Here is a 23148-nt window from a genome sequence, read left to right as displayed (position 1 = left end):
CTAGCGGCCCGCAACACTCTTATGCGCAATACTTTATAAGTTTATTTTTAAACCATCTTCTGCAAAAACTACGTTACTTTTTAGTGATTTAATTAACGATTTTTTAAACAATTGCTGATTTTTTAATGACCGATTCATAAAATGAGATAGAACCGCCGTTTTAGGTGCAGCCTCAATTAATACCTTAGTGATTTGACTTGGGGTAATGTGTAAATTTTTAGCCCCGCCCGATGCGTTTTCATCAATTGCGTTGTGCATAACCACTACATCGGCATTTTTAGCAAAGTCAGTAAATGTGCCGAACTTGTCGGTCATGTCGCCTGCAAACACAAGTTCGCATCCTGCTATACTCACTTTCCACGCTAAAGCCGGAATAGGTCCATGGTTAACTGTCATTGCATTAACAGTCAAATCACTTTGTAGTGATTGTTTAAATTCATTTTGTTTTGTTGGTGCAACAGAACGAATATCTAATTTGTAGTTTTCATTACCTTCTACGTAATCACTTAAGTATCTAAATGCGCCCTGCTTACCTAGTAACGCTTGTGCATATTCGTTAGTAGAAGCCATTACACGGTTGCCCTGGGGGCCAAATATCGCAAGTGCTTTATCGCGTGATGTAAAGTAACTGCCTTTTATAAAACTAGGTAAATCGCCAGCATGATCAGTGTGTAAATGGCTTAATAAAATGGCATCAACATCACTAAATTTTGCACCTGCTTTATCAAACCCAATACTGGCACCAGAGCCTACGTCAACTAACACTCTGGCTTTATTTTCGTGCCATATAAGGTAACTTGTTGCTGCGCGACCATCGTCAAGCTCAGGGCCACCCGAGCCTAAAATTTGCAAACTTACATCACTACATTGCTGCGCGCCAATACTACTAAACGACGCCATAATTAAAACGGTTGCAGCTAATCCTTGTTTTACATTGCTCATAATTATTAATACCTATAAATAGTGTTTTAAGTTGAGTCTATGGCTGAGTGTAATAAGTAATTTAAGTTTTGTCCTAGTTGAGTGACCAACGGCCTACTTATTAATTTTAGCCCTTACTAAAAGCTGATTTAAACACCTTATAAAAGTGTTCAAATAACTAAATGAATCAATAATCGGTTTTCTTATAATAAAATGTTGTTACACAACTATTTAAAACGGCTTTTTATAACTACTTGTAATTTATAATTTAAATAAAATTAAATCTAAAAAACATACATTTTAAAAACAATTTAGTCTCATTTTATTAAAACAATAGTTGACCCTATTTAAAATTTAAACTAGCATTTCTGGAAGCGCTTCCACAAAGCTCAGTAAAATAAACTTTTCTGGAAGCGCTTCCATACATTTGACAATGTTTATAATTACACAATAACAGCCCCATACAGCTGTTAATAATAATGATAAAAGTGCGAGGGAAACCGAATGTCCAACCATATTGTAAGAAAAACAAAGATAGCGACCAGCCTATCTCTGATTTTAGGCGCATCAATCTCTTTACCTGTATATGCACAAGAAGCAAATACAGATGTTGAAGTAATTCAAGTTACTGGTTTTAAAAGCAGTATTAAAGAGTCAACTCGATTAAAACGCGACGCCGCAGGTGTTGTAGATGCTATATCAGCTGAAGATATTGGTAAATTCCCCGATACCAACTTAGCCGAGTCGCTACAGCGTATTACGGGCGTGTCGATTGATCGTTCAAATGGTGAAGGCTCTAAAGTAACGGTTCGTGGTTTTGGTCCCGACTACAATATGGTAACCCTAAACGGTCGTACTATGCCGGCAGCTTCATTGCCTTCAGGCGGTGGTACACCCAGCTCTCGTGCTTTTGACTTTGCAAACTTAGCGTCTGATAGCGTTAAATCGGTTGAAGTATACAAAACAGGTAAAGCAAGTATTGCATCAGGTGGTATTGGCGCAACAATTAATATTAATACGGCTCGCCCACTCGACAATCCAGGCTTTGTTTCAAGCATTGGCGTAAAAGCATTACACGACTCAACAAACCGCGTTGGTGATGACATAACACCTGAGCTTTCGGGCTTAATTAGCTGGACCGACAGTGAAGCTAAATTTGGTGCCTCGTTAACTGCAAGCATGCAACAGCGCGATAGCTCATCAACAGGTGCGTTTGTAAATCAATGGAATACATCTGCTTTTGACGGCACAATCCCACAAGCTGCAGACGATATTGTTTTAACTAATGCACCCGCTGTTGGCCAGCTTTATTCAATGCCATCAGATTTGCGCTACACCATTGCCGACAGAGAACGTACTCGTACAAACGCACAATTAACGCTGCAGTACAGCCCAATTGACGATTTAACAGCCACGCTTGATTACACGTACTCTAAGCAAGACTTGTTCGAAGCCCGTGCTGAGCAATCAATATGGATGGATAACTACAAAAGCGCGCTAACATTTGACGATAACACGGTAAAAACCCCTATTTACTACCGAGAAGAACGTCGCGATCAGCAAACACGCGATTTAGGTTTAGCGTTTCAAGAGCTAAACCAGGTTAATCAAAACGATTCTATTGGTTTAAACGTTGAATACTATTTCAATTCAGAATTGAGCTTTATGTTTGATGCGCACAATTCAAAAGCCACTAGCAAACCAGATGCACCTTACGGCAGCTGGGTAAACGCAGGCTTGGGCGCAAACGTAGTTAACGCACAAGAAGTTGATTTTAGCCGTGAGCTTCCATCAATGAGTATCGATTTTGATGATTGCCGCCGAGACAACCTAAATTGTAATAACACGTTAGATGCCTCTGATGTGGGTACGTCTATTTTAGATTCTAACTTTGCTCGCCAAGAGTCTGAAATCACAGAATTTAGAATCCATGGTAAATACGAAATTGAAAACGGCGCAATTGACTTTGGTATAGAGTCTCGCTCTATGGAAAGCCATTCACTGCAATCACTTACACGTAATACAATGGGTAACTGGGGGATAGAAAACCCAGGCGAGCTACCTGATGGCTACCTAAACCCAACAAACTTTTTAGCTGAGTTTGACGACTACGATACATCGGGCTCGTTCAACCAAGGTTATACCGGCAGCGCATCGCAAATTGGTTACTGGGCAGGTGAAGAATACGGCTTTAACTTTGCAGCCGATGGCGCATTTGCAACTAACCGCACCATTGAAGAAGACATAACCGCAGCGTTTGTGCAATTTACTTACAACGGCTACATTGGCGATATGCCATACAACATTGTGATTGGCGCACGCCAAGAGTCTACTGACATTACCTCAACGGCTAATATCGATTTACCTAACGCAGTAGCATGGGAAGGTAATAACGACTTTAACGTTCGCTTTGGCTCAGATAAAGAAGATTTCACGCTTAAATCTAGCTACGATCACTTTTTACCAAGCTTTGACTTTGACATAGAAGTAATTGAAAACGTAAAAGCGCGTTTTTCTTATAGCACTACAATTGCTCGCCCAACTTACGACAACTTAAGTTCAGCAGCGACTGTTGGTGTACCGGGTGCCCCTACTCTTTTAGCGGGTTCTTCACCGGCTACTGCGTCAACGGGTAACCCTGGTTTAGTGCCGCTTGAATCAGATAATATTGATGTATCGGCTGAGTGGTACTTTGCAGAAACAAGTTATGTGTCGGTAGGTTATTACACTAAAGACATCGAAAACTTTATTGGTTTAACACCCATGACGCAAAACTACTACGGATTACGCGATGCAACAGCGGGCCCTCGCGCTCAAGCTGCCATTGCTGAGCTAGAATCTCGCGGACTTGCAGTAACCGATTCAAACTTATTTCAAATGGTTGCCGCAACAGAAAACAACGTTGATTTTGACTCTATGACCTACGAAGAATTTGAAGCCGCTTACGATGTAATTGCTAACAGCGATGACCCATTACTAGAATTTACAGCGCAAGTACCTACCAACAATAAAAATGCGACTATTGATGGTTTTGAAATTGCCTTTCAGCACTTTTTTGGTGAAAGCGGTTTTGGGGTGCAAGCAAACTACACCACAGTTAATGGCGACATCGACTTTGATGTAAACGCTGACCCTACTACAACACAATTTGCATTAGTGGGTTTAAGCGATACAGCTAACTTTATTGCAATGTACGAAAACGACGATTTTCAAGCACGTATTGCTTACAACTGGCGTGATAAGTTTTTAAATAGCGCAGCTCGATACGTAAATGAGCCAGGCTTTACTGAAGAATATTATCAAATCGACTTTAATGTTGCGTACAACTACAGCGAGCAACTATCGTTTTTTGTTGAAGGCCTTAATATTACTGAACAAAACAGCCGCGAACATGGCCGTACGTCAGTTCAATTGTGGAACCTACAACAGCTAGGCGCACGTTACAATATTGGTATGCGTTACAACTTCTAAAGGTAATACAAAGTAAAGCCGTTAGTTTTTACTAGCGGCTTTTTTGTATTTAAAACAGTATTAATGCTAGTTTAAATGTTATCAACTTTAGGGTGTTAACTCATGACCAAACCAATAACAAAAATAGTCGTTTTAGGTGGTGGTACTGCCGGCTGGCTAAGCGCAGGCTTATTAGCCGCCGAACACCCGCACCTTAATGTAACGTTAGTGGAGTCGGCAAATGTGCCTATATTGGGTGTGGGCGAAGGCACGTGGCCGTCAATGCGCAACACCCTACAGCGCATTGGCATTAAAGAAAGTGATTTTATAACCCAGTGCGACGCATCATTTAAGCAAGGTTCTAAATTTATAAATTGGCGAAACCTCAGCGAGGGAGAAAACTACTACCACCCTTTTATGAATCCACAAGGCTACGAGCACACTAATTTACACGCCAGTTGGCAACGTATTGCACCTGATCAAAAATTTGCCGACGTTGTTAATATGCAAAGCTTTGTATGCCAAGCAGCACTTGCACCAAAGCAATTACAAACACCCGAATATGCAGCGGTCACCAACTATGGCTATCATTTAGATGCGGGTAAATTTGCTGAGTTTTTAAAAAATTACTGCGTTAAAAACCTAAACGTTACACATATTATCGACGATGTAACCGAGGTTATTAACGACGAGCATGGCTATATTGCTTCATTAAAAACAAATAATAATGGCGATATAACAGGTGATTTATTTATAGATTGCTCAGGCTCTCGTGCTCGTTTAATTGGTGAGCATTTTAATAGTGAGTTTATAGCGCAAGATCATATTTTATTTAATAACAGCGCTGTTGCGGCGCAAATACCTAATGCACACGCCGATCAGCCAATTGCCTCTGCTACGCTATCTACAGCGCAAAGTAACGGCTGGGTTTGGGATATAGCCCTGCCAACACGCCGTGGTACAGGTTATGTATTTAGTAGTAAATATCAAAGCGATGAAAGCGCAACAAATACTCTAAAAAGCTACATAGCTAAAAGTACCAGTGAGCAACAAGCTGAGCAACTTACCTACCGCGTATTAAAATTTAGCCCTGGTTACAGGCAAAAATTTTGGATTAAAAACTGTGTTGCCGTAGGTATGTCAGCTGGCTTTTTAGAGCCTCTTGAAGCGTCAGCACTTGCCATGGTTGAGCTTTCAATTAGCATGATAAGCGAGCAACTCCCGCAAAACCGCACCCACATGAGCCAGCTTGAAACACGCTTTAATGATCGTTTTAGTACTCGTTGGCAGCGCGTTATTGAGTTTTTAAAACTTCATTATGTGCTAAGCGAGCGCGACGACACTCCTTATTGGCAAGATATTAGTAATTTAAATACCGCGCCCGAGCGCCTGCAAAACTTACTTAAACTTTGGCAATTTCAACCCCCTAGCCGCTTTGATTTTATTGAAAACGAAGAAGTGTTTTCATCAAGCAGTTATCAATACGTTTTATATGGCATGGGCTTTAATACACAAACAGTATCTACACAAAATACATTTAACGACCCACGTGCTGGGGATTACTATTATCAGCAAAACCGCGAAAAAATAGCACAGTGCTTAGACGGACTGCCAAGTAATCGCGCGCTTTTAAATCATCTTTTATCAAAATAATGGGCAGCCACATAATGACTAAAACAAACGCTGTTAAAAACGTAGTAATTGCTGGAGGCGGCACTGCAGGTTGGATGGCCGCAGCGGCACTTGCTAAACTAGTTGGTAACAATATAAACATAACCCTTGTTGAATCTGACGATATTGGCACTGTAGGTGTTGGCGAAGCAACAATTCCGCCTATTCGTACATTTCATAAATTGCTGGGTATAAACGAGCAAGCATTTATGAAAGCCACTCAAGCCAGTTTTAAACTCGGTATTAGCTTTGAAAACTGGGGCGATGAAAACACGCATTATATTCACTCATTTGGCGCAACGGGCAAAGAATGTTGGGCGGGTGAATTTCATCACTTTTGGCTGCAAGGTAAAACTTTAGGAATAAACAACCCATTTGGCGATTACTGCTACGAGCTGCAAGCGGCTAAAAGCGGTAAATTTGCGTTTAATCAGCAAAACCCCATTAACTATGCTTACCATATGGATGCTACGCGTTACGCGCAGTTTTTGCGTGAATTTTCAGAGCCATTAGGTGTAAAACGCATTGAAGGTAAAATACAAAAAGTAGTAAAAAACACTAAAACGGGCCATATAGAATCACTTACTTTAAATAATGGCGAGCACATTAACGGCGACTTTTTTATTGATTGCACCGGCTTTAGAGGCTTATTAATAGAGCAAGCATTGCATACTGGCTACGAAGACTGGTCGCATTTACTACCGTGTAACAGCGCGATTGCCGTGCAAACAAAATCAACCAGCGATACCGTATTGCCACTTACCCGCTCTATTGCCCACAAAAGCGGCTGGCAATGGCGTATACCGCTGCAAAACCGTGTAGGCAACGGATTAGTTTATTGCAGCCAATATATGGATGACGAACAAGCCAAAGCGCTATTATTAAATAACATTGAGGGCGAGGCGCTTACAGAGCCGCGTATTATTAAATTTAAAACAGGGCGGCGCTTAAAGGGCTGGAATAAAAACTGCTTAGCCCTTGGCCTCGCTAGCGGTTTTGTAGAGCCACTTGAGTCCACCAGCATTCACTTAATTATGTCGGGTATTATTCGCTTTATGCGTTTATTTCCGTTTAATGGCATTACCAATCACGCAATTGACGAATACAACAAACAACTTAAAAGCGAAATTGAAAATATTCGCGACTTTATTGTGCTGCACTACAAAGTAACTAATCGCGATGACAGCGAGTTTTGGCAACACTGTAGTGCGATGGAGGTGCCAAAAACACTTCAGCATAAAATTGATTTGTTTAAACAAACCGGCCGTGTGTTTTTAGACGATGGCGATATTTTTAGAGTCGATTCGTGGGTACAAGTTATGCTTGGTCAAGGCATTGAGCCTAATCAACATCACTTAATAGCCAGCATGATGAGCGATGAAGAACTCACCCGTTTTTTACACGGTATTAAGCAACAAATAGAGCAACGCGTAAGCCAATTACCATCTCATCATGAGTTTTTAAAACAGTATTGCCCAGCATAAATATTTTTTATAAAAAAAGCCCTTACTAGGGCGTGTTGTTCTTTGGTGGTTGAATTTGCAGCAGTATGTTTGGTTTTTAGGCAAGGCAGAGCCTATGTAGTGTGGTTATTCCCCATAAATAGGCGATAACGTAGCATAAATGCCAAACATGCGCTGCCCGTAGGGTTCTGCCTAGGGGCAATTTACTCTTTGTTGCTCGGTTTTTACTTAGCCCACTAGGTTACAAACCTCGCGCCGCGATTAAATTACCCCTAGATTGAACAAATTTCAATCCACAAAGATAAACACGCCCTTAGGGCTTTGGGTACACACAACAACTTTTACGTTTTATTATTCACACTTAACCACGGCGCTTTTAGCGCTTTGTGGTTCAAAGCTAATATCTGCAACTGAAACACTAAGCTCTCCTGCCGTTTTAATAATAAAAGGGCTGGTTACTCTGGCAAAATCAACGCCCTTTTTAGCAAAACACGTTAAATCTATACTCATGGTTTGCCATGTATTTAAATCAGCATTTTTAAGCTCATTGGTAATATCAAGCTCACCACCACAGCCTTGTTCGCACTTCATTGCAAGGTATGTCTGTGAGCTAGGTATTTGGTTTACTTTATAGCTAAAGCTAAGGGCCGAATTTGCTTCAATGTAGGCCACTTTGTCTTCGGTAAAGTTACTATTAATTTCGATATAGCTGGCTGCAGTGCCATCAAAATTAAATTGCATCGCATCTTCTTGAATCGCTTTGTCTTCAGTGCGATAAGTAATGCCGCCGAGCTTTACACTGTTACTTGCTACTTGGTGCTGCTCGCTGTTTGAATTTAAAAACAAACGCCACGGTGTTTTAAAACTGCCATTAAATATAGATAGCGGCGCAAGGTTACTAATATCAACACCTGAGTCTTCATTTAGATTATTGCCAAGCGTACTTTCATCTTTATACGTTAAGCCAAAGCCATAGGGTAATAATGGCGAGTAATCAGCATCGCCCTTATTTACTGCGGTTTGAAGTGGCGATTTAGGCCACGAGAACGACAACTTACCTTTAAAGTCGTATTGTACCTGCCCACTTGCATCCGCTAGTAAAACATCTGCAATGCCTTGTCCTTCAGTGCCAGGAAGCCATGCTGCTACAAATGCATCTGACGCGTTTAGCTCGCTGTTAACCCACATTGGTCTGCCCGATATAAACACCGATACCACCGCAATACCTTGCTGCTTTAATGTTTTTAATATTTTAAGAGAGCGTTTATTGTTACGTTCAAACTCAAGGTTGTCTTTATCGCCATGCCCCTCTGCGTATGGTTCTTCACCAAATACAACAATGGCTACATCGGGTTTGGTATTAAATTCACCCGTTGGGCTTAAAATAGCGTTACCGCCAGCAGCCTCTATTTGCGTTTTTAGCCCCGCATAAATAGACGTTGCTCCAGGGAAATCTGCATTTTGATTATTAGTTCCCTGCCACGTAATACTCCAACCACCCGATTGCTTGCCTATGTTATCGGCCGCATCGCCTGCTATAAGTATGTTGCTTGATGGGTTAAGCGGTAATAAATGGTTGTTGTTTTTAAGCAGTACTAACGACTCTTGTACCGCTTGGCGGGCAATATCGCGATGTGCTGGCGCACCTATTAGTTCTAATTTACCTGAATATTTTCGATTTGCAGGGCTTGGTTTATCAAATAAACCCGCGCGTAATTTAACGCGTAAAATACGTGCCACGGCGTCATCTATTCGCGCCATTGTTATTGTGCCCGCTTTTACTTGTTTAATTGTATTTTCATAAAGTGGTTTCCATGCACCCGTTGGCACCATAAAAATATCAAGCCCCGCATTAACAGCCTGCGGGCAACTTTCATTTGTACAGCCTGCAACTTGTCCGTGTCCGTTCCAATCTCCTACAACAAAGCCATCAAAACCCATTTTTGTTTTTAACACATCAGTAAGTAGGTATTTATTGCCGTGATTTTTTTTACCATTCCAGCTATTAAACGATGCCATAACCGACTGACTACCTGCGGTTAAGCCACCTATATAACCTTGCGCATGAATATTATATAACACCTCTTCGCTATCAATGTTGTCACCTTGATCGTCACCATCTACTGTGCCGCCATCGCCTAAAAAGTGCTTAACGGTACTAATTACGCGTTTATCACTTAAAAAGTCTTCATCGGCTCTGCCTTGCAATCCGTTTACAATTGCGGCTGAATACTCACGTACAATTGCAGGGTCTTCTGAGTAGCCTTCGTACGTTCTGCCCCATCGGTCGTCGCGCACAACCGCAACAGTCGGTGCAAATACCCAATCTATCCCTGTTGCCATTACCTCTATTGCAGTAGCTGCTGCAATGCGCTCAATTAATGCGGGGTTATTAGCAGCACCTAAACCAATATTGTGCGGGAATAACGTCGCCCCAATCACATTATTATGGCCATGTACTGCATCAGTGCCCCACATGGTTGGAATTTTACTGCCATCAATTGAGTCATCAACTGATGCCTGATACATGCTTTCAGCAAGCGTTATCCAATCTGCAGGCGTTGCATGCTTATTAGCATTCGGGAACGAGCCACCGCCATTTAAATACGAACCAAAACCATATTTGCGCATGTCTGCAGCAGTTATATCGCGAATTTCAGGTTGGATCATCTGCGCTACTTTTTGCTCAAGCGTCATTGTTTTTAAATACTGTGCAATCGTATTTTCAATTTCAGGCGTTTTCACTACCTTACTTTTAAGCGTTGGCCAAAGTGATAAATCACCTTGCTCATGCTCAGCCTTTTTGGCTAAGGCGTCTTGGCTATTATTAGCGTTAACCTCTTGTTTATTACACGCACTTAAAACGCACAATCCTCCTATTAAAATGGGGAGCATGTGTAACCTTTTAGTGTTTAAGCTTTTTTTCATTTTTATAGCCCTGTGTTGTATCAGTGTGTTTTTGTGAAACGCCTATTTGTTATTTAAATTTAACTATTGACCTGTTTAACAATAGCCACTAATCTAAATATGGAAGCGCTTCCTCAAAGTTATTAAATACCATCCTTAGTGATTAATCAAATTAAATATGGAAGCGCTTCCATCAATGCAATTTATAAACTATAAATAAAAGCAAAATTTACTACAAAGAAGCAGAGGTTTTCTCTTAATGAAACAATTATCTTTACCTAGTGGCTCACCACTTTTAGCCAAAAATTTTACCTATGGTGTAGCTACGGCCTCATTTCAAATTGAAGGCGGCGCAGCTGATCGCTTGCCATGTATTTGGGATACCTTTTGCAGTAAAGAAGGCAAAATAGTCGATAATTCAAATGGCGATGTAGCCTGCGAGCACTACACTCGCTGGAAAGACGATATAAACTTAATTGAGTCATTAGGTGTAGACGCTTACAGACTCTCGATTTCGTGGCCACGCATAATGACTAAAAGCGGTCACTTAAACCCGACAGGCGTTAAGTTTTATACCGACATTTTAGATGAATTAAAACGCCGTAACATTAAAGCTTTTGTAACGCTATACCACTGGGATTTACCACAACACATTGAAGACGAAGGTGGCTGGCTAAACCGTAACACCGCTTACGAATTTGCCCATTACGCAGATTTAATTACCAAAGCATTTGGGGAACGTGTGCACTCTTACGCCACCTTAAACGAACCGTTTTGTAGCTCTTACTTAGGTTACGAAATTGGCGTACATGCGCCTGGCATTGTAGGTCGTGAATTTGGTCGTAAAGCCGCGCACCACTTATTACTAGGTCACGGTTTAGCTATGCAAGTACTTGCTAAAAATAGCCCAAATACGCTAAACGGTATTGTACTTAACTTTACGCCTTGTTACTCCGTTACCCAAAGTGAAGACGATTTAAAAGCCACTGCATTTGCTGATGACTATATAAACCAATGGTACATGCAACCTGTAATGCAAGGTAAATACCCTGATATTATTAAGCAGTTACCTAAAGCCCACCGCCCAGATATTTTAGATGGCGACATGGAAATAATTGCTCAACCGCTAGATTACCTAGGGGTTAACTTTTATACCCGCATGCATTATCAAGCAAGCGAAACCGACTTTTACCATGAGCTGCCACATAAAGCGCCAATGACCGATATTGGCTGGGAAATTTATCCCAAAGCGCTTACAGAATTACTTGTATCGTTAAACGAAAAATACACCCTACCGCCTATTTATATTACCGAAAACGGCGCAGCCATGGCTGACGAATTTAAAGACGGTGAAGTAAAAGATATCGACCGTATTGAATATTACCACGAGCATTTAAATGCCCTACATAACGCAACCGAGCAAGGCGTTAAAGTAGATGGTTACTTTGCGTGGAGCCTAATGGATAACTTTGAATGGGCAGAAGGATATTTAAAGCGTTTTGGAATAGTACACGTAGACTACAACACACAAAAACGAACTGTTAAAGCCAGCGGTAAAGCGTACAGTAAACTAATAACAAGCCGATAATTTATCGGCTTATAACAATAAGAACACACACTGTGAACAAACTCCCTTTATACGAAAAAGTCGGTTACGCCATGGGCGATGCCGGCGCTAACTTAGTATGGCGCGGCGCGCTTGCTTATTTAGCGGTGTTTTACACCGATACATTTGGCATATCGGCAGCCGCCGCTGCCATGTTGTTTTTGGTTGTAAGGCTGTCTGATGGCGTAACCGACATTATTATGGGTATGATTGCCGACAGAACGCAGTCGCGCTTTGGTAAGTTTCGACCGTGGATACTCTACTCGGCACCGTTTTTGGGCTTGTTTATGGTGTTGTGTTTTACTACACCCGACTTTAGCACCACCAACAAACTTATTTATGCCTACGTAACTTATATAGGTTTAACGCTTGCTTACACCGTAAGTAACGTGCCCTACTCGGCACTTATGGGCGTAATGACACCAGACGATACAGAGCGCACAAAGCTCTCTGGTTTTAGGTTTGCAGGTGCGTTTACTGGTGGCTTATTGGTTATGGGTTTTTTACCTGAGCTAGTGGCATTTTTTGGTGGCGGCGACGATGCCAAAGGCTATCAGCTTACTATGTACTTATTTGCCAGCTTACTTATTATTTTAATGATTATAACGTTTGCGACTACCAAAGAGCGTGTAACACCGCACGCCTCAAATGAAGGCAATTTAAAATCAGAGTTGTTTGATTTAACCAAAAGCCTGCCATTTATAATCCTACCTTTGCTTGCGACCACCCTGTTTTTTTATTACCGCGATTTATACAGTGGCGTATTTTTTGCCCTTGTTATGGCTGCAATGACATTCGTTATTAAAAAATTACTCAATAAAGATAAGCAAAGCTTAACGGGATCACAACGCGACATGGTTGATCTTCTGACCAACAAGCCTTGGTTGGTGTTACTCGGCATTGGTTTTTTAACCATGATGTTTAATGGCATAAAATACGGTGTAATTGCGTACTACTTTAAGTACCACGTAGCTAATGAACTCATGGCTGGGCAATACTTTATTGCTTTGTTGGTTGTATCTATATTTGGCGCACTTGCCACAGGTAAACTGGCCGAAATTATGGGTAAACGAAACCTATTTATAGCATCATTAATGCTAAGCGGCATACTCACTACTGCATTTTACTGGGTGTCTAGCGATAACCTAGTTGCTGTATTTACCTTTGGTTGCGCTGCTGAATTTTTTGCCGCGATGATGCCAACATTATTTTTTAGTATGCTTGGTGATTCAGCCGATTATTCAGAGTGGAAAAACAAACGCCGCGCTACAGGCCTTATTTATTCTGCGGGTACATTTGTGCAAAAAACCGGTGGTGGTTTTGCAGGTGCATTAGTATTAGTGGTACTTGCAGGCTACGGCTATAACGGTATGGATGAGCTAACAATTACGCAAGCCCTACCTGGTATGCAGTTACTTATGAGCTGGATACCTGCCGCATTTGCTTTTTTAGGTGCCGCATTGATGCTTATTTATCCGCTTACTTCAGCGATGACGCAAAAAATAACAGAAGACTTAGCAATTAGACGCAGTAATGTGTAAATTAACTTTTAATGATTCTTCGCGCTTTATATTTTTATAAAGCGCGAGTAAAAACACATATAAGCTAGGACATCAATGGCGACAATTTATCAAGTATCAGAAATGGCAGGTGTGTCTTTATCAACTGTTTCAAGGGTACTTAACGACAACGATTACGTAAGCAAAAAAACTAAAAAAAAGGTATTAGAAGCAATGAAAGAGCTAGGCTATCAGCCAAGTTCTATTGCACGCTCTTTGGCGTCTAGCACTACAAACAGCGTCGGTATTTTAGTTTCTGAGTTGGATGGTCCGTTTTTTGGTCAAATGATGTCAGCCATTGAAGAGCACCTTCGTATAGCGGGTAAACACGTTATTATTACGCCTGGGCACAGTGACGAGAAAAAAGAAAAAAGCGGCTTTGAGTTTTTAATAGGCCGTAATTGCGACGCTATTATTGCCCACGTAGAAGCTGTATCAAACGAGTACCTAATTGAGTTAAGTAAAGGTAAAACCCCTATTTACTTAATGAGCCGCTACGTTAAAGAAATTGAAGAAAACTGCATTAGCCTCGACAACGTAATGGGCGGCTACTTAGCCACTAAAGCCATGATCAACAAAGGCCATAAAAACATTGCGTACATAGCAGGCCCGCAGTTTAAAGAAGACGCGTCAAACCGTTTAAAAGGTCACAAACAAGCCCTAGCAGAGTACAACCTAACCTTTGACGAAAAGCTATTTTACATAGGCGACTTTAAAGAAACCGGCGGAAGCGACGGCTTAAGGCATTTTATTCAAAATAAAGCGCAAATAACCGCGCTTGTATGCGCCAATGACGAAATGGCATCGGGTGCTATGAAATACGCCCGCGAACACGGTTTTAACCTGCCAAAAGATTTAGCCATTATTGGGTTCGATAACGTAATTTTTACCAATTACCTCTACCCAACACTGACTACAATAGATAACCCAGTTCCCGAAATGGGCCGAGCTGCGGCTAACTTAGTGCTTAAAGACATTTACAAAAAAAGCGGCATAACAGTAAAGCACGTGTTTCAGCCAAAGCTTATTTTAAGAGACTCTACACCCGATATTAATTAACTTTAAACCTAATTTAAATCTAGTTTAAATCTAGTTTAAATCTAAGTTATGTAACTCGTTACGCACCCACTGCGTATCTAAATATTGCTCTACGTGCTGCTGCGCAAACTTTAAAAAGTTACGTGCAGCATGCGATATGTGCCTGTCTGTTCGCATTACAAAATACCAATGACTCGCTAAATGGGCATCGGTTACGTTTAAAATTTTAAAACTAGTATCGTCTGTTGCAAGTACATGGCGTGATAAAACCGCAATGCCCATCCCCGATGCGACCGCGACTCGTATTGCTTCATTACTTGCCATTTGCACGCTATCGCTCAGTACTAAGCCTCGGCTTTGCAACTCGCTTTCAAATAACATACGTGTTGCTGAGCCATTTTCTCGAAGTAAAAAGCGATACTGCATTAAATCAGTTAATTTAACGGCTTTTACATGAGCTAACGGGTGGTTTAACGGCACTATAAATTCAAGTGGATTATGCAAAAAGCGCGCAGCTTGTGCGTGTTCAAGCGACGGCGGGTGGCTAAATACATAAATATCGTCCTCCCCTCGCTCAAACCTATCAAGCACCTCTGCCCTGTTACCAATCTCAAGCGGGAGCTCAACATGGGGATATAAATTACTATAAGGTCCAAGCAGTTTCGGTAGAATATATTGCGCGGTATTAACCATGGCAATTTTACAACGGCCGCGCGAACCACCATTAAGCTCGGTTAAAAAATCTTGGTAGTCTTCAAAATGCCCAAACACCTGTTGGCATGTTTTAAATAGCTCAAGCCCTGCATCGGTCACGTGTAACTTTTGCTGTTGTATAAGGAGTAATGGCTCGCCTACGGCTTCTTGTAATCGCTTTATTTGTAGCGATACCGTTGGCTGCGTTAGGTGTAAGCGCCTTGCGGTTTCGCTTATTGAACCCGTTTTAACCACGCTCATAAATACTTCTAGCAACCTAAACGATATATGTCGTAAATCCATACCAACCTCATAATCTTTATCTAATAATAGCTACATAGCAAACGACCCATAGATAAATACCTATATGTAACGCGTATTTATTTTATTATTTACTATACAAAGTTTTATCTACAATAGCGCCACTTAATTTACCACCTAGTAAGGAAAGCCAGTGCCAGATATTGTTGTTATGTTTTTTATTTTAGGATTAGTAGCGGGTGTTTTACGCTCGGACTTGGCCATTCCAAAAGCCACCTACGACACATTAAGCTTATTGCTCATGTTAACCATCGGCTTAAAAGGCGGTATGGTGCTGCACGGTAATTTAAGCTGGCAACTACTGCCCGAAATGGGATCGGTAATGCTACTTGGCGCACTTATACCACTGATGCTTTACCCTATTTTAAAATACGTGATTAAACTCTCTGTTGCTAATAGCGCCAGTATTGCCGCACATTACGGCTCAGTGAGTGCAGGTACATTTGCTGTTGCACTCGCCTATGCCGAGTCAGCTAAGTTGGTAGTAGGCGCAGAAGTCACCCTGTATTTAGTGATGCTAGAACTTCCTGCAATCATTGTTGGTTTATTGCTTTACCGAAAGCTTGATAAAGAAAACAGCCAAAACAATGAGCTGTCGTTAAAGGCGCTTTGGCATGAAACTCTCACGAACAAAAGTGTGATTTTACTCGTTGGCGGCGTGGTTATCGGTATGATATACGGCACGGTGCAAGGTAGCCAAGTAACGAGTCTTTTAACAAGTAGCTTTAAAGTTGTACTGGCATTATTTTTACTAGAAATGGGTTTAGTAGCCGCGCAAACTCTTCGCCCTATCCCCTGGAAACATTGGAAACTAGCGGTATTTGCTATTGTCACCCCGCTATTTCTAGGCACGATTGGCACAGCAGTAGGCACACTTTTAAATTTAGAATTAGGCTCGGTAGTTATATTGGGCAGTTTAGTGGCCAGCGCCTCTTACATAGCCGCGCCCGCTGCAATAAAAGCGGCAATTCCTAAAGCCGATATTGGTCTTGCTATGCTGAGCTCTCTCGGTGTAACTTTTCCGTTTAATGTGATTGTTGGTATTGGTTTATATCACCACCTTGCACTAATAATGCAATAAACAAATAAGTGCTAATTTTATCACTTTAAAAATCTGTTAAACCCTATTCTACATAGGGTTTAACATTAGGGCGTGTTGACCTTTCGTGATTGATTTTGCAGCAGACTGTCTGGTATTTAAGCAAGGCAGAGCCTATGTAGTGTGGTTATTCCCCATAAATAGGCGATAACGCAGCATAAATGCCAAACATGCGCTGCCCTTTGGGTTCTTTCTAGGGACGATTAACTCTTTGTTGCTCGGTTTTTACTTAGCCCGCTAGGTTACAAACCTCGCGCCGCGATTAAATCGCCCCTAGATTGAACAAATTTCAATCCACAAAGATCAACACGCCCTAATAAATGCTCACAAATATAAAACAATATCTACATAAAAACACTACAATAAAAAGCATAATAGATCCGATAATTTACCAAATAGATCGTTTTAAAGTTTATTTATATTGTTTAATAAAATATCACTTTACTTATTTTTAATTTGGCTCTAAATTCGCGCAAATTTTATTATTAAAGTAACCTCTCAAACTCTAAAACAGTGGTTATTTACCTTGATGAGTCGATAAACACACATGGCCGAATCAGCCACCACAAGCACCTCTAACAACCCTTTAGCACCCGTTATTGGGCTGTCATTTTTTGCTATCGCATCAGGCTTTTTAATGAGCCTTATTCCGCTATCGTTACCTGCATTTAAACTTGATGAAAACCTAGCACCTTGGCTTGCGAGCATTTTTTACTTTGGCTTACTTATTGGCGCCACCACAATAGAGCGCATTGTGGTAAAAATTGGTCATCGATTCGCATTTATATTATTTTTAAGTTTATTAATAGTAAGTGTGCTTGCACAACTTACACTGCCAAATACCGTTAACTGGTTAATTGCTCGGTTTGTAGCGGGCATTGCTGTTGCCGGTGTGTTTGTCGTTGTTGAGTCTTGGTTATTAATGACCAACACAGCAAAGTCGCGTGCTAAACGTTTGGGCTTATACATGACCTCACTTTATGGGGGCAGCGCCGTAGGTCAGCTTGCTATAGGGCCGCTTGGCACCGAAGGTTCAACGCCTTATTTATTTGTAGCCTCGTTATTATTTTTAGCTATTTTAGCGCCTTTGTTAATAACCAAAGGTCAGCCCGAAAAACAGCACCTTGAAAAACTACCACTAAAAGAAATAAAAACACTAAGCCACCCTGCAATGCTCGGATGCTTAGCATCAGGCTTATTACTGGGCCCTATTTACGGCTTAATGCCGGTTTATATTTCAGCGCAGACTGATCAAGCTCAGTACACAGGAACACTTATGGCAGTTATCATTTTAGGTGGCATGGTCGTACAGCCGCTCGTAAGTTACTTATCTACTCGGCTTGAAAAAAGCTTATTGATGGGTATGTTTTGTTTAGTAGGCGCAGCCGGTGCTGTGGGTATATTACAAGCAAACACTTTAGCAGGATTAATAGTGAGCTACTTAATACTAGGCGCGTGCAGCTTTGCACTTTACCCGATTGCTATAACGCTTGCGTGCGACTCCCTGCCAATGGCAAAAATAGTCTCGGCAACTGAGGTTATGCTTTTAAGTTACAGCATTGGCTCGGTATTTGGCCCTATGCTCGCCGCAAATTTATCTGATGCACCAAACGGTATTGTGTTTTATTTAGCAGGCTGTTTAATCACTACCTGTATTTATATGTTTATTAAAAGCATTAAAAATATTCGCGCGGGTAAAACTCCAGTTGCAGGCTAATTTTTAGCTTAAATGCCCTCTTGCTTATTAACGGATCCTAGCTGTTAAACACCTTGTTTTAACAGCTAAAACTATTATTTAGCAGTGAGTTTTTTATGTGGGCTTAAAAAAAACATCTTTTTCCACCCTTGGTTTTGCGTTGTAAAAAGCCACGGCATAGGCACTAACGATAAAATAGAATAATGCACATGAGGCTGTTTTCCTGCGGCATTTCCGGTATCGCCCAGTAAGCCAATTTGACTGTTTATGCTTACCACATCACCTGTACTTACCGAGTAGTCATTTAAATGTGCAAAATAATGCACGCGCCATTTAGGCCCAAGCACCGCAACCACTTTACCACCGCGAGTTAACTCACCTGCAAATATAACAACACCGCTTGTTGAGGCAACTACGGGGGTATTTTTTGTGCCAAAAATATCAATTCCTTTGTGCACACCCGACCTACCCCAAGGCTCATACCAAAATGTATTCTGGTTCCAATCTTTACTTGTAGCACCTTGTACCGGAATCATTATTTTTTCGGGAATTAGTAAGCCTATAATTAATAAAGTAGCTATTCCAATTGCAATCCACTTAAGTACTTTCACTTTTCAATCCTTGATATTTAAATAACTTATACTGGTAAATTATTAGCCATAATAACTGAACTCATCATGAGTCGTATTTATGGTGTTTATTTATGGAGTTTTATTTGAATGAAATACCCGACTAACATGCACTAAGCTGACCAATTTCAAAACAGGTTTTATAAGTAATTGAGCACTGCCCGCTATAAACAACCATGTGCCACTTTCTATTAGTGAGTCATTTAAAAAGAAAAAACTGCCAATTAAAAACCACACAGCAATCAAAAAATCGTTAAACGCTCCCAACGCTTCATATCGTCGCTGGATGGTAATATGCTCTTGTCCTAAATCTAAAATAAACTGATTACTGTTCGAATCCATAACTGCTCACTATTTACCTTTTATTACCTAAATACATGTTTAATAAGCCACAAAGCTTACCTAAACAGTACAATAGCAAAATACGCACAATAAAAAACGCTGACCAATGCTTATTGGTCAACGTTTTTATTGTTTATATAATATTTAAAGGCTAAGCCTCAATATTGTTTATATATTTAGTAATTATTTATTTTTTATCTTTTTCTAAACGTTTCTTAAGGCTTAATGCAGCGTCAGCGGCTAATAAGCGCATAAATTCAGAGCCATTGCTTTGCTCGCCTTGGCCTGCGCCTATTACAATTTCAGGCACTAAACGGCTATTACCTAAGCTTGTAAATAAAGCAGTTTGAATTTTCACTTCTGCTTTTAGCGTTTCATCAAATACATACTTTGGATCAAGTGCAGCAGACTTAGCTCTTAAACGAGCCTCAGCTAAAACGTCCATACCTAATGCTTCTAAGCGTTGTTGCTTTAAAATCTCTTCTTGTTCTTTTGCAAGCTCCGCTTTTACAGCCACTCGTTGCTGCGCAGAAATAATGGCATTTGCCTTAATTCGTTCAGCATCAATTTGCTCTTTAATTTTTAGCTTTTCAGATTCAGCACGTTGCTTAGCAATTGCTTGTTCACCTAAAGCCACTTCAGTACGTGCTTGTTGCTCAGCTTTTTTAAGGTTTTGACGCGCTAGCGCTTCATCAGCAGCAGCTTGCTTTTGGGCTTCAAGACGAGCATTTACTTTGCTTTCGTAGTCAATATCAATAATGCTGGCATCAACTACTGTAATACCGTAAGCGCCTAAAATTGGTGCATTACGCAGTGTATTACCCTCATCGTCCATCTTAATATTAATAGTGACACGCTGCTGTTTACTTAAATTACCCAAATCGTCAGATTTATCGCGCTCACCCGTACTAATAATTTGTTCAGTAACAAAAATACCGTTTGTTAATTGATCAGCAAAATCTTGGCTTAATTGACCATTACCACCAGAGTAATGCTGCTCTACCGACATCATACGCGCCGACGCTTTTACATTTTCAGTGGTTGCACGCATTAATAAATTAGATATTAATGTTTCTTGTGAACCAAACTCTTCGTGTATTTTAAGTAAGCCACGTAAAGCACCCGATTCAGCTGCTGGTACATTGCCTGGCAATCTAAAACGAGAAACACCTCGTGCGCCACCCGTTGTAGTGTCTAAAAATCGAATTGGTATTAGCGGTACAATTGCGCTTGCTGTTGCACCGGCATCGCCCGTAAAGTTAATCGAAATTACTTTTTTATAAGCCGATGTAGTACCAAACGCTTTTAAATAAGGGCCGGCTTGATTTATTACGGTTAAGTTACCTGTAAAAGCCGATTGATGTACTAAGCGCTCATCTGCTTCATTCCACGAAACAACTTGCGATGTAAGGGTTGCAATTACGGCTAATACAACAACAATTGATGAAACAACAATTACATTACGACGACCAAATCGACTCATAAATGAGTCACTTTTAACTGCTGGGACTGCTTTTTCGCTATCCATTTTTATTACTCTCCATGTTTAATTTCTTTTTAACAAAGTAAATAATTTCCTGTTCACTCAAATGTGCGCAAAAGCTACCAGAGCGATGTAACTCAACAAATGTTGCAAGGATTTCTTCTTTACCTTTAGCTGTTTTATCTTGGTTTTCTTGTGTTTGATTTTTTTCTGTTAGTTGAGTGATTAAATCATCCACTATCGTGTCTTTATCAAACAGTACGTTGTATTCTTTGGATTTTCTTACCCGACTTTTATGTACGTTGCTGTAAATTACATAAAGTGCAACGCATAAAATAATAACAAGTAAACTTAACCCACTAATATAAAAAATCATAAGCTCTACTTAAATTAGTTTAAATACTTAATGAGCAATAACAATTGCAAGCATTGCTTAACAAATGTTAACCCAGTAATTTTACAGTAAACCCGAGTAAAAAACAGATTGAAAATAAAGTTCATCAGGTATACAGTTATAACCGCACATAAAAGTAAGCTTTTTCAAACAAAAAAATGCCAGTCAGTTATTAACTGACTGGCATTAAGCTAATATTTATTAAAGTGCTTTTTAAATTATTCGCATTGCACCCAGTCAACACCATTTTCACCGCACTCATGCAGCATTGTTCCATCTTCTCGGCGGGTATCTCTAAACCATTTCCCTTCAATCGTTTTTGTAATACGTACATTATCTGTGGTTTTATATTTACGCCAAAAGCTAGCATCAATAGATGTTTCGTCATCAAACTTATGAGGCATAGCAGCGAGTACAGTAACTAAATCTTGAGTTTCTAAATCAGCAGCTTTGTCTTTAACATTTACCCAATCAGATAATGTTTGAAAGTCGGCATTTTCCTCTCTAAAGGCAAAGTCAGTTTGGTAAAACGATCCTGACTCAGTATAGCTAATGCTAAAACCTCGCTCGAACGGTGTATCTAAATTAGCACTAACGCATTCATCTGCTGTTGGGAAGTTAACCGATGGGCTTGTATTATCAACGCCATAAAGCACATTGCTTTGCTCAAAACTAACGTTCTCAATGCTAGAGCATCGGTAAGTACGATCGGCGTTAATGTAAACATCGTCTCTAACTGTTAATTTTCCATTTAACGATTCTTCGCCCCAAGGCGTATCTGTTGAATCCAATCGAGACAAAATAACGTCAATTTTGTCGAGTTCGTCTGTATTTTGAAGCTTTACTTGCTCATAAATAAGTTCAGCGCCTGCAAAAATAACTTTATCGCGGTACCATGCATTTTCAAATCCATACTCTGCATCTTTTGCTGTGTCCTGGTAAATAACTGCTCTTACTTCTTCTGCATCAGGAAACTGAGCATCTAGCTCTTGCTTGAATTTATAGGCCGCTTTTAGTCCCTTAACAATTGCTTGTGCTCTGTCGTAAGCATCACTGTCACTAGTGGCAATAAAATCTGAGTAAATTTGCTCTGTCGACAAATTATAATGCGCAACCAAGTTTTGCATAACATTTGTTATTTCGCTTTGAAGGTTTGCAAGTAACTCAGTATTTTCTTTAAGTGCATCACAACTTAAATTATTGTTACCACTTTTTTGTAATTGAAGGCTCAACTGTTCCCAAATAACGGTTGTTAAAGGGGATATATTTCGAATATCTTCATCAGTCAAAGCCTCAATTGAGGGCGGAAATGACATTTGATACGCTTGTGTTACCTCTCCTAAGTCCTCGTCAATTGCGCCAACCGGTACATCAACATACATAGTTGAATACGGCACACACAGCGCCTGCTCTTCTGTAAAATTAAAACTATAATTACCCGATTCTTCAGAGACTACAGAAGGTTCTGTTTGCTCATCAAAAGTACCATCGCCATCAATATCTAGCCATACTATTGCACCAGATACATAGCCATCAATAACCTTACCAGTAAGAGAGATAGTGTTAACTTCTACGGGGTCTACTTTTATAGGGTCAGGCTTAGCTACAACAGGTTCTACAACGACCACTTTATCATCGCCACCGCCGCCACATCCAACAAGGCCTAGCGTAAACGCTAATGAAATAGCTAACTGACTTTTTTTAAAAAACATACAAATATTTCCTTTTTTGCACTTTTATTATTATAAAAATCATACTGTTATAAATTAAATAAGTTACTTTAATACAAAATAAGTAATACCAATCTGCTTATATATGGGCTCTATTTAACGTTAAGAAAATTACGCTAGAACTAGGCAAAAAATTTTGTATCTAG

General features: G+C 40.4%; 16 protein-coding genes. 8 read left to right on the top strand and 8 right to left on the bottom strand.

Going from position 1 to position 23148, the window contains the following annotated elements; all coding sequences use genetic code 11:
- Positions 1-33: 33 nt before the first annotated feature.
- Positions 34-942: an MBL fold metallo-hydrolase gene (locus AAEY68_RS17855; RefSeq protein ID WP_350586594.1), complete on the bottom strand. Its 909-nt coding sequence runs from the start codon at positions 940-942 to the stop codon at positions 34-36.
- Positions 943-1425: 483 nt separating this feature from the next.
- On the opposite strand from AAEY68_RS17855, the gene AAEY68_RS17850 reads away from it, so the two are divergent.
- The 3 genes from AAEY68_RS17850 to AAEY68_RS17840 all read left to right on the top strand — a co-directional run bounded on the left by AAEY68_RS17850 (position 1426) and on the right by AAEY68_RS17840 (position 7526).
- Complete coding sequence (locus AAEY68_RS17850) at positions 1426-4392, top strand: TonB-dependent receptor (RefSeq protein ID WP_350586593.1); 2967 nt, start codon at positions 1426-1428, stop codon at positions 4390-4392.
- Between the two features lie 102 nt (positions 4393-4494).
- A complete protein-coding gene (locus tag AAEY68_RS17845; protein ID WP_350586592.1) occupies positions 4495-6024 on the top strand; it encodes a tryptophan halogenase family protein in 1530 nt (509 codons plus the stop codon).
- Between the two features lie 14 nt (positions 6025-6038).
- Entirely contained in the window at positions 6039-7526 is a 1488-nt protein-coding gene (locus AAEY68_RS17840; RefSeq protein ID WP_350586591.1) for a tryptophan halogenase family protein, read from the top strand.
- A gap of 330 nt (positions 7527-7856) precedes the next feature.
- On the opposite strand, the gene AAEY68_RS17835 is transcribed toward AAEY68_RS17840, so the two are convergent.
- Positions 7857-10433 carry a glycoside hydrolase family 3 protein gene (locus AAEY68_RS17835; RefSeq protein ID WP_350586590.1) on the bottom strand — a complete coding sequence of 859 codons (2577 nt, stop codon included), beginning with the start codon at positions 10431-10433 and terminating at the stop codon, positions 7857-7859.
- Between the two features lie 238 nt (positions 10434-10671).
- Between AAEY68_RS17835 and AAEY68_RS17830 the strand changes: the two genes are divergently transcribed.
- From AAEY68_RS17830 to AAEY68_RS17820, 3 genes are all read left to right on the top strand, one after another.
- Entirely contained in the window at positions 10672-12000 is a 1329-nt protein-coding gene (locus tag AAEY68_RS17830; protein WP_350586589.1) for a GH1 family beta-glucosidase, read from the top strand.
- A 32-nt stretch (positions 12001-12032) separates the two neighbouring features.
- Entirely contained in the window at positions 12033-13559 is a 1527-nt protein-coding gene (locus AAEY68_RS17825) for an MFS transporter (protein WP_350586588.1), read from the top strand.
- 75 nt (positions 13560-13634) lie between these two features.
- Complete coding sequence (locus AAEY68_RS17820; RefSeq protein ID WP_010553502.1) at positions 13635-14636, top strand: LacI family DNA-binding transcriptional regulator; 1002 nt, start codon at positions 13635-13637, stop codon at positions 14634-14636.
- A 30-nt stretch (positions 14637-14666) separates the two neighbouring features.
- Here AAEY68_RS17820 and AAEY68_RS17815 read toward each other — a convergent pair whose 3' ends face one another.
- Positions 14667-15611 carry a LysR family transcriptional regulator gene (locus AAEY68_RS17815; protein ID WP_350586587.1) on the bottom strand — a complete coding sequence of 315 codons (945 nt, stop codon included), beginning with the start codon at positions 15609-15611 and terminating at the stop codon, positions 14667-14669.
- Between the two features lie 151 nt (positions 15612-15762).
- On the opposite strand from AAEY68_RS17815, the gene AAEY68_RS17810 reads away from it, so the two are divergent.
- Together AAEY68_RS17810 and AAEY68_RS17805 are read left to right on the top strand one after the other, a co-directional pair.
- Complete coding sequence (locus AAEY68_RS17810; protein ID WP_350586586.1) at positions 15763-16710, top strand: sodium-dependent bicarbonate transport family permease; 948 nt, start codon at positions 15763-15765, stop codon at positions 16708-16710.
- A gap of 565 nt (positions 16711-17275) precedes the next feature.
- Entirely contained in the window at positions 17276-18445 is a 1170-nt protein-coding gene (locus AAEY68_RS17805; RefSeq protein WP_350586585.1) for an MFS transporter, read from the top strand.
- Between the two features lie 74 nt (positions 18446-18519).
- On the opposite strand, the gene AAEY68_RS17800 is transcribed toward AAEY68_RS17805, so the two are convergent.
- The 5 genes from AAEY68_RS17800 to AAEY68_RS17780 all read right to left on the bottom strand — a co-directional run bounded on the left by AAEY68_RS17800 (position 18520) and on the right by AAEY68_RS17780 (position 22984).
- Positions 18520-19035: a M23 family metallopeptidase gene (locus AAEY68_RS17800; RefSeq protein WP_350586584.1), complete on the bottom strand. Its 516-nt coding sequence runs from the start codon at positions 19033-19035 to the stop codon at positions 18520-18522.
- Between the two features lie 90 nt (positions 19036-19125).
- A complete protein-coding gene (locus AAEY68_RS17795) occupies positions 19126-19395 on the bottom strand; it encodes a YrhK family protein (protein WP_350586583.1) in 270 nt (89 codons plus the stop codon).
- Positions 19396-19582: 187 nt separating this feature from the next.
- Positions 19583-20923: an SPFH domain-containing protein gene (locus AAEY68_RS17790; RefSeq protein WP_010553499.1), complete on the bottom strand. Its 1341-nt coding sequence runs from the start codon at positions 20921-20923 to the stop codon at positions 19583-19585.
- A complete protein-coding gene (locus tag AAEY68_RS17785) occupies positions 20916-21254 on the bottom strand; it encodes a methanolan biosynthesis protein EpsI (protein ID WP_197118811.1) in 339 nt (112 codons plus the stop codon). The genes AAEY68_RS17790 and AAEY68_RS17785 overlap by 8 nt, the downstream gene beginning before the upstream one ends.
- A gap of 236 nt (positions 21255-21490) precedes the next feature.
- A complete protein-coding gene (locus tag AAEY68_RS17780) occupies positions 21491-22984 on the bottom strand; it encodes a hypothetical protein (RefSeq protein WP_350586582.1) in 1494 nt (497 codons plus the stop codon).
- Between the last annotated feature and the right edge of the window lie 164 nt (positions 22985-23148).

The sequence above is a fragment of the Pseudoalteromonas sp. RB2-MNA-CIBAN-0110 genome, assembly GCF_040309305.1.
Taxonomy (GTDB): domain Bacteria; phylum Pseudomonadota; class Gammaproteobacteria; order Enterobacterales; family Alteromonadaceae; genus Pseudoalteromonas; species Pseudoalteromonas arctica.
Note: the sequence above shows the minus strand (reverse complement) of the source record. Positions and strands in the feature narration are given on the sequence as shown.

Bases quoted from the DNA above. Each gene is read 5' to 3' on its own strand.
- AAEY68_RS17855 (WP_350586594.1), bottom strand. From the start codon at position 942: ATGAGCAATGTAAAACAAGGATTAGCTGCAACCGTTTTAATTATGGCG.
- AAEY68_RS17850 (WP_350586593.1), top strand. From the start codon at position 1,426: ATGTCCAACCATATTGTAAGAAAAACAAAGATAGCGACCAGCCTATCT.
- AAEY68_RS17845 (WP_350586592.1), top strand. From the start codon at position 4,495: ATGACCAAACCAATAACAAAAATAGTCGTTTTAGGTGGTGGTACTGCC.
- AAEY68_RS17840 (WP_350586591.1), top strand. From the start codon at position 6,039: ATGACTAAAACAAACGCTGTTAAAAACGTAGTAATTGCTGGAGGCGGC.
- AAEY68_RS17835 (WP_350586590.1), bottom strand. From the start codon at position 10,433: ATGAAAAAAAGCTTAAACACTAAAAGGTTACACATGCTCCCCATTTTA.
- AAEY68_RS17830 (WP_350586589.1), top strand. From the start codon at position 10,672: ATGAAACAATTATCTTTACCTAGTGGCTCACCACTTTTAGCCAAAAAT.
- AAEY68_RS17820 (WP_010553502.1), top strand. From the start codon at position 13,635: ATGGCGACAATTTATCAAGTATCAGAAATGGCAGGTGTGTCTTTATCA.
- AAEY68_RS17815 (WP_350586587.1), bottom strand. From the start codon at position 15,611: ATGGATTTACGACATATATCGTTTAGGTTGCTAGAAGTATTTATGAGC.
- AAEY68_RS17805 (WP_350586585.1), top strand. From the start codon at position 17,276: ATGGCCGAATCAGCCACCACAAGCACCTCTAACAACCCTTTAGCACCC.
- AAEY68_RS17795 (WP_350586583.1), bottom strand. From the start codon at position 19,395: ATGGATTCGAACAGTAATCAGTTTATTTTAGATTTAGGACAAGAGCAT.
- AAEY68_RS17790 (WP_010553499.1), bottom strand. From the start codon at position 20,923: ATGGATAGCGAAAAAGCAGTCCCAGCAGTTAAAAGTGACTCATTTATG.
- AAEY68_RS17785 (WP_197118811.1), bottom strand. From the start codon at position 21,254: ATGATTTTTTATATTAGTGGGTTAAGTTTACTTGTTATTATTTTATGC.
- AAEY68_RS17780 (WP_350586582.1), bottom strand. From the start codon at position 22,984: ATGTTTTTTAAAAAAAGTCAGTTAGCTATTTCATTAGCGTTTACGCTA.